Annotated in this window: 13 protein-coding genes and 2 pseudogenes; 6 read left to right on the forward strand and 9 right to left on the reverse strand. The window is 72.5% G+C overall.

Annotated features, from left to right (window positions below; translation table 11 throughout):
* Window positions 1-21: 21 nt before the first annotated feature.
* The 3 genes from FPZ22_RS06820 to FPZ22_RS06830 all read right to left on the reverse strand — a co-directional run bounded on the left by FPZ22_RS06820 (window position 22) and on the right by FPZ22_RS06830 (window position 1,454).
* A complete protein-coding gene (locus FPZ22_RS06820; RefSeq protein ID WP_144891572.1) occupies window positions 22-462 on the reverse strand; it encodes a rhodanese-like domain-containing protein in 441 nt (146 codons plus the stop codon).
* 67 nt (window positions 463-529) lie between these two features.
* Entirely contained in the window at window positions 530-961 is a 432-nt protein-coding gene (locus FPZ22_RS06825) for a hypothetical protein (protein WP_246120655.1), read from the reverse strand.
* Between the two features lie 34 nt (window positions 962-995).
* Window positions 996-1,454 carry a YiiD C-terminal domain-containing protein gene (locus FPZ22_RS06830; protein ID WP_144891573.1) on the reverse strand — a complete coding sequence of 153 codons (459 nt, stop codon included), beginning with the start codon at window positions 1,452-1,454 and terminating at the stop codon, window positions 996-998.
* Between the two features lie 72 nt (window positions 1,455-1,526).
* On the opposite strand from FPZ22_RS06830, the gene FPZ22_RS06835 reads away from it, so the two are divergent.
* The 4 genes and pseudogenes from FPZ22_RS06835 (at window position 1,527) to FPZ22_RS14035 (ending at window position 4,703) form a co-directional block, all read left to right on the forward strand.
* Window positions 1,527-2,303 (forward strand): uroporphyrinogen-III synthase, encoded by a 777-nt coding sequence (locus tag FPZ22_RS06835; RefSeq protein WP_144891574.1) that lies wholly within the window; start codon window positions 1,527-1,529, stop codon window positions 2,301-2,303.
* A 31-nt stretch (window positions 2,304-2,334) separates the two neighbouring features.
* Window positions 2,335-3,402, forward strand: coding sequence for a uroporphyrinogen-III C-methyltransferase (locus FPZ22_RS06840; RefSeq protein WP_246120656.1), 1,068 nt, complete (start codon window positions 2,335-2,337; stop codon window positions 3,400-3,402).
* Between the two features lie 55 nt (window positions 3,403-3,457).
* A pseudogene (locus FPZ22_RS14030) lies at window positions 3,458-3,778 on the forward strand (heme biosynthesis HemY N-terminal domain-containing protein); the annotation flags it as partial.
* A 271-nt stretch (window positions 3,779-4,049) separates the two neighbouring features.
* Window positions 4,050-4,703: a heme biosynthesis protein HemY gene (locus FPZ22_RS14035; RefSeq protein WP_246120657.1), complete on the forward strand. Its 654-nt coding sequence runs from the start codon at window positions 4,050-4,052 to the stop codon at window positions 4,701-4,703.
* Between the two features lie 35 nt (window positions 4,704-4,738).
* On the opposite strand, the gene FPZ22_RS06850 is transcribed toward FPZ22_RS14035, so the two are convergent.
* On the reverse strand, window positions 4,739-6,016 hold the full coding sequence (locus FPZ22_RS06850; RefSeq protein ID WP_144891577.1) for an acetyl-CoA C-acetyltransferase: 1,278 nt from the start codon (window positions 6,014-6,016) through the stop codon (window positions 4,739-4,741).
* Between the two features lie 78 nt (window positions 6,017-6,094).
* Here FPZ22_RS06850 and FPZ22_RS06855 point away from each other — a divergent pair, with 78 nt between their 5' ends.
* Window positions 6,095-7,021 carry a hypothetical protein gene (locus tag FPZ22_RS06855; RefSeq protein ID WP_144891579.1) on the forward strand — a complete coding sequence of 309 codons (927 nt, stop codon included), beginning with the start codon at window positions 6,095-6,097 and terminating at the stop codon, window positions 7,019-7,021.
* A gap of 1 nt (window position 7,022) precedes the next feature.
* On the opposite strand, the pseudogene FPZ22_RS14430 reads toward FPZ22_RS06855, so the two are convergent.
* The 4 genes and pseudogenes from FPZ22_RS14430 to FPZ22_RS06875 all read right to left on the reverse strand — a co-directional run bounded on the left by FPZ22_RS14430 (window position 7,023) and on the right by FPZ22_RS06875 (window position 10,808).
* A pseudogene (locus FPZ22_RS14430) lies at window positions 7,023-7,650 on the reverse strand (superoxide dismutase family protein).
* Window positions 7,651-7,655: 5 nt separating this feature from the next.
* Window positions 7,656-8,213: a superoxide dismutase family protein gene (locus FPZ22_RS06865; RefSeq protein WP_144891582.1), complete on the reverse strand. Its 558-nt coding sequence runs from the start codon at window positions 8,211-8,213 to the stop codon at window positions 7,656-7,658.
* A gap of 71 nt (window positions 8,214-8,284) precedes the next feature.
* Window positions 8,285-9,766: a nitrogen regulation protein NR(I) gene (gene ntrC / locus FPZ22_RS06870; RefSeq protein WP_144891584.1), complete on the reverse strand. Its 1,482-nt coding sequence runs from the start codon at window positions 9,764-9,766 to the stop codon at window positions 8,285-8,287.
* Window positions 9,753-10,808: a two-component system sensor histidine kinase NtrB gene (locus tag FPZ22_RS06875; RefSeq protein WP_144891587.1), complete on the reverse strand. Its 1,056-nt coding sequence runs from the start codon at window positions 10,806-10,808 to the stop codon at window positions 9,753-9,755. Before FPZ22_RS06875 ends, ntrC begins: the two co-directional genes overlap by 14 nt.
* A 220-nt stretch (window positions 10,809-11,028) precedes the next feature.
* Here FPZ22_RS06875 and FPZ22_RS06880 point away from each other — a divergent pair, with 220 nt between their 5' ends.
* Entirely contained in the window at window positions 11,029-11,883 is an 855-nt protein-coding gene (locus FPZ22_RS06880) for a hypothetical protein (protein ID WP_144891589.1), read from the forward strand.
* A gap of 13 nt (window positions 11,884-11,896) precedes the next feature.
* Here FPZ22_RS06880 and FPZ22_RS06885 read toward each other — a convergent pair whose 3' ends face one another.
* Entirely contained in the window at window positions 11,897-12,892 is a 996-nt protein-coding gene (locus FPZ22_RS06885) for a GlxA family transcriptional regulator (protein ID WP_210412647.1), read from the reverse strand.
* Between the last annotated feature and the right edge of the window lie 86 nt (window positions 12,893-12,978).

The raw sequence follows: 12,978 nt of genomic DNA on the forward strand, positions 1-12,978 counted from the left end.
ATTATCGCACGGCGCCGATGACTACTTGCCGCGCCCCTTGGCCAGCGGCAGGTCGGCCTGCTGCCAGGCCCCGATGCCGCCCTCGAGCACGTAGACCTTCTCGAAGCCGGCCTTGCGCAGGCGCTTCGCGGCATCCACCGCCGTCATCCCGGCCTTGCATACCGCCACCACCGGCAGCGACTTCGCCTTGGCCAGGGCCTTGTTCTCGGGGTCGAACTGGGCCATCTGCACGTTCTTCGAACCGGGAATGTGGCCCTTCTCGAACTCGGCCGAGGGGCGCAGGTCGACCACCAGCGCGTCCTCGCGGTTGATCAGCGCCGTCAGTTCGGCGGGGCGCAGGCCCTTGAAGCCGCGGAACGCCCGCATCAGCTCGGTATAGACCAGAGCCACCGTGATGCCGGCCAGGGCCAGCGACAGCATGGGATTGCGGCCCAGGAAGGCCCAGATTTCTTCGAAGTTCACGGTGTCCAGGCTGGTCGGCGGCGGGTGGCGATTGTCGCCCAGCGCAGGGGGTGGCGCAAAGCCGCGGTTACTCCCCGCGCCAGAAGTCCGGCAGGCCGCCGGTGATCCACCAGCTGCGCGCCTCGGGGTCGTAGCGCCAGGTCTCGCGGTAGCGCAGGCTGCGCTCGGCCATGGTGTGGCGGTTGACCACGCCGATGTCGATGTCGCGCACCACCGTGTCGCCGGTGGTCTGCGCCGCGCCGTCGCGGTAGTGCGAGACCTGGATGTGGCGGTAGCGCTCGAGTTCGAGCTCGCTCATCGGGTTCTGTTCGCGGTACTCCGGGTCGACCAGGTTCCAGGCGCCCTCGAAGTCACCCCAGCGGATGGCCGCCGACCACGCGTACTGCGCGCGCTGCAGGGCCTCGCCCTTGCTCCCGCCGCTGGCGCAGCCGGTGGCCAGCAGCACGCCGGCGACAAGCGCCATGAGGAGGGAAGCGGGTCGGAAGCGCATCGGTCTCATGGGCGGATCCACGGGGCGTCGGCGGGCATGCATGCTAACCCCTGGCGATGGCCGCGTAACTGGCGCGCAGGGTGGTGGCGACGCCGCCCGAAGGCAGCGGCACGGTGGCGCCGATGCGCACGCGGGCACGTCCCCGGCTGCGCAGCGCCTGGTCGAACAGGCTCCAGCCGCTGCCGTCGGCGAGCGTGGCGCTGGCCTGCAGATCGTCGTACAGCGGGGCCAGGTAGCGCACTTCGCTGTCGGCCACGTAGACGTCGGCATCGATGCCGAGCTGGCGGCAGCGCAGGGTCACCAGACCCCAGCCGGCCAGGGTCATCAGCGAAACGAGGCTGCCGCCGAAGGCGCAGCCCTTGTCATTGACGTTCAGCGCCAGCGGGGCCCGCAGGGTGAGGGTGTCGCCCTCGCGCGCTGCAATCGTGATGTCCATCGCCGCCACCGGCGGCATCGAGCGGTAATGCGCGTCCAATGCGCGGAGTTCTTCGTCCACCTGCATGCGTGGGGATTCCGTGGTGTTGGGGGGGGGCGACGCCTTGCGGGCGTTTGCGGAAGGCACCAAGCTGGCGCGATGCCTGCACACGCCGTCACCGGGCGACTGTCCGGATGCTACGTCATCTCGCTGCGGCCGGTCGGCGGCCACGGTGCCGTGCGGCATGCCGCCGCGACCATGGGTGCGCGCGTACTGGCGCTCTCGCCGTGGCGCATCGAACGGCTTGCCGACCCGCGCGCGCGCGCCGACCTGCGACTGGCCCTCGATTCGCCGCGGGTGGTGTTCACCAGCCCGGCGGCGGTGCCTGCGGCGGCGGCGCTGCAGCCGCTGCGACCGCAGGCCGGACAGGCCTGGGTGGCGGTGGGCGCGGGCACCGCCCGGGCCCTGCGCCGCGCCGGCATCGGCCGGGTCGACTCGCCGGTGCGCATGGACAGCGAAGGCCTGCTCGCCCTGCCCGTGCTGCAGGATGTGCATGGCCTCGATGTGGGCCTGGTCACCGCACCCGGCGGGCGCGGGGTGATCGCGGCCACCCTCGCGCGGCGCGGCGCGCGCGTGCGGCGTGCCAACGTCTATGCGCGCGTACCGGTGGCGCCCTCGCCGCGGGCGCTGGCGGCGCTGCGCACCCTCGACGCGCCGGCATGGCTGCTGCTGAGCAGCGGCGAGGCGCTGGAACACGTGCTGGCCACGGTGACAGGGGAGGCGCTCGCCCGCCTGCGCACCTCCCGCGTGGTGGCCGCCAGCGAGCGCCTGGCCGGACTCGCCCGCGGCCACGGGCTGGTGGTGGCGGCGGTGGCCGCCAGCGCGCAGCCCTCGGCGATGCTCGCGGCCTGCGCCGGAGGCTCCGCGAAGTCCTAACATGGATGCCCCCGCATCCTGCCCACGCCCCGTGAACACCCCGTACCCCCCGGCGCCCGAGCCTTCCCTCCAGCCTCCGCCCCAGGCGCCCACCGGGCGCCGCACTTCCGGCTTCGCGTGGCTGGTCCTGGTGATCCTGCTGCCGATCGTCGGCGCCCTCGGCTGGCGGGCATGGGAGGAGGAAGTGCACGTGCGCCGCCTCGCCGAGGCCGAAGAGGCCCAGCGCCTGGACGCGCTCGAGCAGCGCCTGGCGACCCTTCGCGAAGGCCAGCAGGCCCAGGGAAAGCGCCTGCAGCAGTCCGAGGCCACCAACCGGCTGCTGCGGGACGAGCTGCTGGCGATCGGCCAGCGCGCCGCCCTGCTGGAAGAGAGTGTGCAGCGCCTGGCCGACCCTGCGCGCGACGCCGCGCGCGCACTGCGCCTGGACGAGATCGAACTGCTGCTCGCCCAGGGCCAGCAGCGCCTGTTCCTGGCCGGCGACCTCGACGGAGCCCGCCGCGCCTACGCCCTCGCCGCCCGCCTGCTCGACGCATTGACCTCCCCTGGCGACATCGATCTGCGCCAGGTGCTGGCGCAGGAACGGGCCGCGCTCGATGCGCTGGGCGTGGATCCGCGGGTCGCCGCCATCGTCCGCATCGATGCGTTCGAGGCCGGTCTCGACGCCGCGCCGGCGGGGCGTGACGAGGGCGCTGGCGGAAGCGGTCCGGGCGCGGATCCAGCCGCGCGGGATCACTGGTGGCAGCGTCTGGCGCAGCGCATCGTGGCCGTACGACGCAGCGACGACGCCCTCGCCGTCGACGCGGGCGAGCGGGCCGCCGGGCGCGCGGCGCTGGGCCTGGAGCTCGCACTCGCCCGCGCGGCCGCCGAACGCCGCGACGCCAGGGGCCATGCCGCCGCGCTCGTCCGCGCGGCTACCTGGCTGCCGCGGCTGTGGCCGGACTCGCCCGCGCGCGCGGCGCGGCGGAATGAACTCGAGGCGATCGCGGCCATGCCGCTGGACCTGGCCGTGCCCGAACTCGGGACCACCCTCGACCAGCTGCGGCGGCAGCGCGCCGGAGATGCGGATGTCCACGCGGCGACGTCCGCCGCTGGAGAGTGAACACGGCCACGACACCATCGCCGCTACGGTGGCCGGCGCATCTGGAGGCCCTGCCATGAACCTGTTCCGCAACCTGCTGATCTGGATCCTGCTGGCGATCATCGGCGCACTGGCCTGGCATCTCCTGGCCCAGGATCCCGGCTACGTGCTCGTGCGCTACCGCGGCTGGGACTACACCACCAACCTGCTCTGGGTGGCGGTGGCCGTGGTGCTGGCCCTGTTCGCACTGTGGCTGCTGTGGTCGCTGGTCGCGCTGCCGCTGCGCGCATTCCGCCGGCGCCGCGACCAGCAGTCGCGTGCACGCCTGGGCTCCGGCCTCGAGGCCCTGCACCAGGGACATTACGCCCGCGCCGAGAAGCTGCTGCCGCAGGCCAGCGACCGGAGCGATGCGGCGGTCGCCCGCCTGGCCGCGGCCCGCGCCGCCATGGCCCGCGGCGATCATGCGGCGGCGCGCGCCCACCTCGACGCGATCGACGCCACCCATGCCCTGACCCGCGCGATCGGCCGCGCCGAGCTGGCGCTGGCCGAGGACCGCCCTACCGATGCCCTGGTCGCGCTCGACGATCCGGGGGCGCAGCCCCTGTCGCCGCGCGGTCTGGCACTGCGCGCCGACGCCCTGGCCGCTTCGCGCCAGGCCGGCGACGCCTATGAACTCCTGGGCGCACTGCGCCAGCAGCAGGCCCTGCCCGGAAGCGGTGCTCGCCGAACGCGAACGACGCTGGGCGGCCCAGTCGCTGGCCGAGGCCACGGACTCCAACGCGATCGCCGATCGCTGGGAACGCCTGCACAAAGCGCTGCGCAGCGACCCCCTTGTCGTGGCCGCCTATGTCGAACGCGCCGCCGCCCTGGGCTGGGAGGATGCCGCGACCTCAAGCATCGAACACGCGCTGGACGCACGCTGGGACGAGGGCCTGGCCGCGCGCTATGGCCGCCTGCCGATCGGCCGCATCGACCATCGCGAGGCGACCGCCGAACGCTGGTTGCGGCGACACCCGGGGAGCCCCGCCCTTCTGCTCACCCTGGCCCTGCTGGCGCGGGCCCGCGGCGACTGGGCGCAGGCCGAGGACCGGCTGCACCGCGCACTGGCCCAGGGCGCGGGTCCGGACGCCTGGGAGGAACTGGGCCACGGCCATACGTTCGCCGGCGACGACACCCGCGCCCGCATCGCCTATGCCAATGCCCTGCGGGCTCGCCGCGGCGAGCCCGTCGAGCCGCTGCCGGCCGAAGCGTCAGGACCGGGCATCGAGGATCCGGGCGTAGCCGAAGACCGGGACGCGCATGGACTCCCCCGCATGTCGTAGGCCGCTCCCGCGTTCGGAGCCGGAACCCCGGCGGCTCAGCGTTCCAGGATGGCGACCACGCCCATGCCGCCGGCGGTGCAGATCGACACCAGCGCGCGGCCCCCGCCGCGCTCCTGCAGCTGGCGCGCCGCGGTGGCCACCACCCGCGCGCCAGTGGCCGCAAAGGGGTGCCCCGTTGCCAGCGACGAGCCCACCGGGTTGATCTTCGCCGGATCGATGCGGCCGAGCGGAGCATCCAGGCCCAGCCGGCTGCGGCAGTAGTCCTCGCTTTCCCAGGCGCGCAGCGTGCACAGGACCTGGGCGGCGAACGCCTCGTGGATCTCGTAGATGTCGAAGTCCTGCAGCGACAGGCGGTTGCGCGCGAGCATCTCGGCAACCGCCACCGTCGGGGCCATCAGCAGGCCCTCGCCGTGCACGAAATCGACCGCGGCCACGTGCGCATCGCGGATGTGGCACAGCACCTCGTGGCCCCGGGCGGCCGCCCATTCGTCCGTCGACAGCAGGCAGGCGGCCGCGCCATCGGTGAGCGGGGTGGAGTTGCCGGCGGTCAGGGTGCCGCGGCCGGACACGCGGTCGAAGGCCGGCTTCAGCGCGGCCAGCTTCTCCATCGTGGTGTCGGCGCGCAGGGTGTTGTCGCGCGAGACGCCGCGGAAGGGCACCACCAGGTCGTCGAAGAAGCCGCGCTCGTAGGCCTCGGCCAGCCGGTGGTGGGAACCCACCGCGAACTCGTCCTGCAAATCGCGGGGGATGCCCCATTCCTTGGCCATGTCCTCGCAGTGCTCGCCCATCGACTTGCCGGTGCGCGGTTCGACGACGCCGGGAAACTCCGGCCTGAGTTCCCGCAGGCGGAAGCCGCGGAGCTGCGCCAGCCGGTCGCGCGTGGTCCTGGCCGCATTTGCCGCCAGCAGGCGCCGGCGCAGCGACTTGCCGTAGACGATCGGCACATCGGAGGTGCTGTCGCTGCCCCCGCCGATTCCACTTTCGATCTGCCCGGCCGCGATCCTGTTGCCGATGGTGATGATCGAATCCAGCGACGTGCCGCAGGCGCGCTGCAGGGTGATGCCCGGGGTCAGCGGCGACAGCCCGGACGACAGTGCGGCCTCGCGGCCCAGGTTCCAGTCGCTGGAGTGCTTGATCACCGCGCCCATGGCCACTTCGCCGAGGCGCCGGCCGTGCAGGCCGAACTTCTCCACCAGCGCGCCCAGGGTGCGCACCGACATGCCCAGGTTGCCGACGTCGGCATAGGCCGTGTTCTGGCGGCAGAACGGGATGCGGACACCGCCGAGGACGGCGACCGGGCGACCATGCAGCATCTGAGACCTCGCGCGACGACCCGCCGACCATGGCAGGCATAATGGTGGCGAGTTTAGCGCCGCCCACGCGCAGGGCCAATGAACCAGATCACAGCGAACACTCCCCGGACCGACCGCGTGCTAGGCGCGCTGGCGCTCGAGCTCACGCCCGGAAGCGGGGCCGCGCGCGACGCCGTGCCCCAGGCCGAAGCCGGTGCGCTGGCGGCCCTGGTCGCCGCCGACCTCGCCGCATTCGCGCCGGAGGCCGCAGCCCTGGACTGCAGCCTGGTGGCCGCGCACTTCGATCCGGTCGAACTGCTGCGTCCGGGCTGGCCGCTGCACCAGGAGCTGTGGCAGCTCGCCGCCAAGGCGCCCCGCGCTCCCGGCGGCGGCGCCCGCATCCTCGCCTTCGGCAGCCACCAGGGCCGGCTCCCGGGCGCGCTGTCGCCGTCGGCGGAACATGCCGGCGGCCCGCTGCGCCTCCTGCCCTTCGTGCTCGATGGCGATGCCGCGGTCGCGGCGCGGGTGTCCGCCCGCTGCGAGGCCGACCTGATGGAAGAAGGCATGGCCGGCGCCGGTACCGCGCTCGCCATGCAGGAGGCCTTCGGACTGCGGGTCGAACACGCCCGCTATCTCACCGTCCACGATCTCTGCGCCCTGACCGCCATGCAGTACGAGCACGCGGGCCTGGCGCCGCTGTGGCCGCTGCTCGAGACCGCGCTGCTGTCGCCGGCGCGGAAGGCCTGGCTCGATGCGCCCCCCGAACCGCTCCTCCACTACGCCGGCGACGGTACGGTGCGGATGGCGCTGTTCACGCCCGCCGCATGGCGCAGCCGCCACGCACCTGCGGCGACGGTCCCGGAAGAGGACGAAGAGGCCCACGCGCGACTCGCGCGCATGTTCGGGCATTACGAGGCACGCCAGCGCCAGTTCGCCGGCGTGCTGCGGGCCCATGGCCTGGCAGTGGAGTTCGTCCACTGCCAGGACGGTGCGCGGGCGGAGCTCGCGGCCCCGGCCCCGCGCTGATTCACATCGCCCGCGAGATCACGCCGCAGGCCAGTCGCGCGCCGGCGTTGCCGGTGGGCTGGGTGGTGTAGTCGTCCGGATCCGCGTGCACGATCACGCTCTTGCCCATGATGTCGGTCGGCGCGCCGTCGCCGAGAGTGGCACCTTCGAGCCGGGTATCGATCATGGCCACGCCAGTGTCGTCGGCGACGATGTTGTCGGTGTCGCCGACATGGTGTTCGCCCTCGCCGACGCGACCGTGCGCGCTCGCCTGCGGATTGAAGTGGCCGCCGGCGCTGCTCGCGTCGGGCGCGCTGCAGTCGCCGTTCTCGTGCACGTGGAAGCCATGCTCGCTGCCCGGCGCCAGGCCGTTGACCTGGCCGCTGATGGCGACGCCGCCGTCGATCGCCATGGAAGCCGAGCTCGCCGGTGACCGAATTGCCCTCGGTCGCAGCGAGGACGGCGTGGGCGCCGGCGTTGGACATGGTGTCCATGGCGGGCGCCTGGCTGGCCGGAGTGTCGGCGCTGGCGGGAGCGGCGGGAGCGGCGGGCGGGGTCGCCGCCTCGTCCACGCCATCCTTCGGTGCACCGCAGGCCGCGAGCGCGACCGCCAGCGAGGCAGCGAGCAGGGAGAGGGAAATGCTGCGCATGGGTTCTACTCCTTCGAAGACGCGCCTTCGGGCGCAATGGTGATGACGCCACAGGCGATACGTGCGCCGGTCGCGCCGGCCGTGGATCCGAGAACCACCAGTGACTTCCCGGCGATATCGTTGGGCGCGCCGCCGCCGAGCACCGCGCCGGTGACGAGCTGGTCGACGCGGGCCACCCCGCGTTCGCTGGCGATGATACGGTCGCTGCCGCCGCTGGCCGCACCGGCGCCGCTGGCGTCGAAGTACGGTCCCGCACTGGAGGCGTCGATGGCGCTGCAATCGCCGCGCGCGTGCACCTGCAGCACATGGGCACCGTTGCGGCTCAGGCCGCCGACCTCGCCGGACAGGCGCACGCCTCCGGACTCCGCGCGCAGGGTGATGCGTCCGCTGGCCAGGGTGGCCGAGGCGGAGGAGAGGTTCGCATGGGCCAGGCTGGCGCTGCCGGCGGCCGCGCGCGGGGACGGCGGTTCCCGCGACACGGCGGACGCAGGAGCGGACGGTGGTGTGCCGGCACAGGCGGCGAGCAGGCCTGCGGCGAGCAGGGCAGCGAGTGGACGGTGCATCGTGTCGATGGACGGCAGGCGGAAGCCGCAAGCGTAGCCCGTGCCGGGTGGCGGGCGCGTGAGCCGCGCGTTCAGGCCTTCGGCCCGCGCGCGCCGAGCTTGCGCGTGAGCGTGTTGCGGCCCAGCCCGAGGCGTGCGGCGGCTTCGCCGCGGTGACCGCCGGTATGTTCGAGCGCGGCCTCGAGCAGCACGCGGTCCAGGCGTTCGCGGGCGTCGGCATGGATGTCTTCGGCCTCCTCGTCCAGACGGGTGTGCGCCCACCGCCGCAGCGCGGTCTCCCAGTCGTCCGCGGCCGGTCCCTGCGTTCCCCGGCGGGCAGCCGTGGCCGATCCCGCGCCGGCCTCGACACCACTCACGCCCGCCGCGGTGTCCAGGCGCAGCATCCCGTCGAGGTCCGCCGCCCCCACCCGCTCCCCCGGCGCCAGCGCGGCCAGGCGCCAGCAGAGGTTCTCCAGTTCCCGCACGTTGCCAGGCCAATCGTGCGCCTGCAGCCGCTCCAGCGCGGACCGCGACAGCCGCTTGGCCGGCGCCCCGAAACGGACGGCCGCCCGCTGCAGGAAGCGCTCGGTGAGCTGCGGAATGTCGCCGGCGCGCTCGCGCAATGGCGGCAGGCGCAGGCGCACCACGTCCAGCCGATGCAGCAGGTCGGCACGGAAGCTGCCATCGCGGACCTTCGCTTCGAGGTCCTGGTGGGTGGCGGCGATCACCCGCACGTCCACGGTGATCAGGTTGCGTCCGCCGACGCGGAAAAACTCGCCCTCGGCCAGCACCCGCAGCAGGCGGGTCTGCAGTGACAGCGGCATGTCGCCGATCTCGTCCAGGAACAGCGTTCCGCCGTCGGCCTGTTCGAAGCGCCCCACGTGCCGGCGCTGGGCGCCGGTGAAGGCGCCGGCCTCGTGGCCGAACAGCTCGCTCTCCAGCAGTTCGGCGGGGATCGCCGCGGTGTTGAGCGCGACGAAGGGCCCGCGCGCGCGCGGCGACTCGCGATGCAGTGCGCGCGCCACCAGCTCCTTGCCGGTACCGGTCTCGCCGGTGACCAGCACGGACAGCGGCGCCTGAGCGAGCCGGCCGATCGCACGGAACAGCTGCTGCATGGCCGGAGCGTCGCCGACCAGCACATCGTCGGCGGCGTGAGCATCGCCGGCGGCCTCGCCGGGCGCCGCGGCCTCCGCGTCGACCTCGCCCAGCGCGCGGGCGGCGAGCGCCACGGCATCGTCGAGATCGAAGGGCTTGGAGAGGAACTCCTGCGCCCCGCCGCGGAACGCACCGGCGGTGCTGACGACATCCGTATGCGCGCTCATCACCACCACCGGCAGCGCCGGAAGCCTGCGCTTGAGCGCATCAAGCAGGGCCAGGCCGTCGTCGCCGGGCATCCGCACGTCGGTGAACAGCAAGCGCGGCCGCGGGCCGCCGCGGTCGAGCGCGGACAGCACGTCGGCCGCGGACTCGAACGCGGTGACCTCGTAACCCGCCTCGCGCAGGGCAGTGGCCAGCACGAAGCGCACCGCGCGGTCGTCGTCGACCACCCAGACCAAGGGTTCACTGCGCGTCATCGCGGGCCTCCCGTCCTTCAGGTGGATACGGCAGCAGCAGGGTGAACACCGTGTGTCCCGGGCGCGAGCGGAACGCCAGGCTGCCCTGGTGCTCGCGCGCCACCTGTTGCGCCAGGGCCAGCCCCAGTCCGCTGCCTTCGGCGCGACCCGAGACCAGCGGCAGGAAGACCTGCTCGGCAAGTTCCCCGGGCACGCCCCGGCCGTCGTCCAGGATGTCCAGGCGCAGGCCCAGCGCGTGCGCGGTCGCGCCGATGCGTATGCCGTGTTCGGCGCGGGTGCGCAGCACGACTTCGCCGGCACCCGCCTCGATGGCGTTGCGGACGAGATTCCAGACCGCCTGCACCAGGCGATCGGGATCGCCCTCGAGTCCGGGCAGGCTCGGGTCGTAGTCGCGCACCAGCTTCACCGCCCAGCCGGCCTCGGCCTCCGCCAGGCGCAGCACGCGCTCGAGCACCGCATGCACGTTGAGCGGCACGTGCGCGCGCGGCGGCGCGGGATCGAGCAGACGGTCGACGAGGTGTGCCAGGCGGACGACTTCGGAGTCGATCAGCTCCACCAGCTCGCGCGACGCGGCATCGTCGCCGGGAAGGCGTCGTGCCAGCAGCTGGGCCGCACCCTTCAGGCCCGCGAGCGGGTTGCGCAACTCGTGCGCCAGACCCTTGAGCGCGGCCGACAGCGCCAGCGGCAGCGCGGCCACGGGATCGTCGCCGGGAAATTCATCCACCGGGTGCAGCTCGAGCAGCCAGCCGCCGTCATCGACCGCAGTGAGCCAGGCGTCGGCGAAGCGCGGCGCGCCGCCCGGAACGGACAGCGCCAGGCGCTGGAGGCGCGCCGATTCACGCGGCGCGCCGGCCGCGGTCAACCGGGCAAGCGTGTCACCTTCGAACTCGAGCGCCGCCAGCGGCATCCGCGCAAGGCGCCGCGCACTGGCCACCAGCCACTGCGCGCAGGCGGCATTCACGGCAAGCACGATGCCGTCGGCGCCCACCGTCAGCACCGGGGTGCTGAGCTGGTCGTAGGCGGAAGGGGCGGCGGTGGGCATTGCACCAATCTAGTGCAACGAGGGCCGGCCGACCATGGGGACCGATCCGGCCCCACGCTCACTGGGCAAAGCACCGCCGCGGGGCAAGGCCCCTGCCCGGAAGCTGACTGTCCAAGCGGCCAGAACCAGCCGGTACAGGCTAAGCCGAAAACTCGTTGGCCGCACTCGAGGAGTTCCGGCGTTGCCAGCACTATCGGTCTATTTCGATGAGAACGACATCATGAAAGCGGTCCTGCAGTGCGCTTGCCTCCTCATCGGTGGAGCGCTGTCTGTTTCGACGGCGGAAGCGTCCCTCGTGTCGCATAGCTACATTGGCACCATCACCGAAGTGAGAGGTCCCCAGGCTGCCGAAGCTCCGGTGGGAGCCACCATCCACCTGTCGTATACGGTAGACGCCGCGACGGATGACGAACACCCGCTCCCCGACCAGGGAATATTCGTTCGCGCCATGCAGTCGCTTCGCGTGGAACTGCCGGGTCACGAGCCCACCCTGCTGGTCAGCGGCGGCACGGTGCAGACATTCGACAACGTTGTGCTGTCCGGGGTCACCCTGATTGACCAGGTACTCATGTTCGGCGGCAGGATCAATGAATCCAGTGAGTTCGGGGGACTGCCCATCTTCGATTGGCAATTGATCTTCGAGGAAGTCACTTCGCTTGACGTGACTCCCACCATGCTCGCCGGTGACGTATTCCCGACCGAACCCATCGCGGCCCCACAGGTTTATCTGGAACTGCAAACCACCCCCGGCCTTGTAACCACGCTCACGTTGCAACTCGAGCCTGCCGAACCAACAACGGTTGCCGAGGTCGTCACCGACGCCAAGCTACGCATCGACGCGCTGGTCGAGCAGGGGCGGTTGGGCGCAGGTGTCGCCCGGTCCATCATCGCCAGGCTCGACGTGGTCCTGCAAGCCGCCACTACGCGGAGAAACGGTGTTTGCGGCCCGCTGGCGGGGCTGCGCAACCAGGTACACAATCTGCCTCGGCGTCATGCCGAAGTCGCCGTCGCGGATGAACTTGCCGCGCTGGTGACGGTACTGACGGAAGCGGTGGGTACCTGCAGGAACGAGTGATTGCGGGGACCCGTCACGCCGCCGTGGTGTGTCGCCGGTATGCCTGCGGCAGCACGCCCAATTGGCGCCGGAACGCACGACGCAAGGCCTGCTCGTCCGCGAAACCACACTGCCTGGCGATGTCCTTCAACGACGCGCCCCCCTCTTCCAGTCGCCGGCAGGCCTCTTCCACGCGAAGCCGCAGGACGAACGCGGCCGGTGTTTCCCCCATACGCGCGCGGAACTGGCGGGAAAAGTTGCGCACGCTCATGGCCACCACCTGCGCCAGGCGCTCCACCGACAGGTCGCCGCCGAGGTGGTCGAGGATCCACAGCTGCAGCTCGCCGAAGCGGTCTCCGCGACGCTCCGCCTCCAGGAACCGGCTCACCTGTGCCTGGGCGGCGGTGCGCCGGCGGTACACGACCAGCTCCCGGGCCACCGCCACCGCGACCGCCCTGCCCCAGTCCTGCTCCACCAGCCCCAATGCCAGGTCGATGCCGGCGGTGACACCGGCCGAGGTGTAGACGTGGCCGCTGCGGACGTAGATCGCTTCGCGGTCGACGCGGCACCCGGGAGCCTGTGCCGCCAGCAGGTCGAGATAGTCCCAGTGCGTGGTCGCCGCCCGGCCATCGAGCACGCCCGCGGCGGCGAGGACCAGCGCGCCGGTGCAGATCGAGCCCAGGCGCGGGACCCGTGCCGCGTGCCGCGCGACCCACGCCATCAGCGCCGCGTCCCGGCAGGCGCTCGCGTAGCCGATGCCGCCGGTGACCAGCAGGGTGTCGAACGCCTCCTCCGTCTCGAAACCGTGGCGCGCCACCACCGCGATGCCGCTGGACGTGGCCACCGGCCCGGCGCTGGCCGCGACCAGCTCGACCGAATAGGCGGGCACCGCCAGGCATCGCCGCGCCTGCAGCCAGCGCGCCGTGCGCGCGAACACCTCCAGCGGACCGGCGATGTCCAGGAGCTGCGCGTCCGGATAGACCAGCATCCCGACGCGATGTGGCACCTCCATCGTGCGGTCGGGATTCATGGCCGGATCTGACGCCTCGTCGTCCTCGCCCCGGGATGGTGGCGACCGTACGTTCTACCAGCGAACCGCCCGTTGACGAAGAGGCC

Source organism: Luteimonas granuli, assembly GCF_007795095.1.
Lineage (GTDB): Bacteria > Pseudomonadota > Gammaproteobacteria > Xanthomonadales > Xanthomonadaceae > Luteimonas > Luteimonas granuli.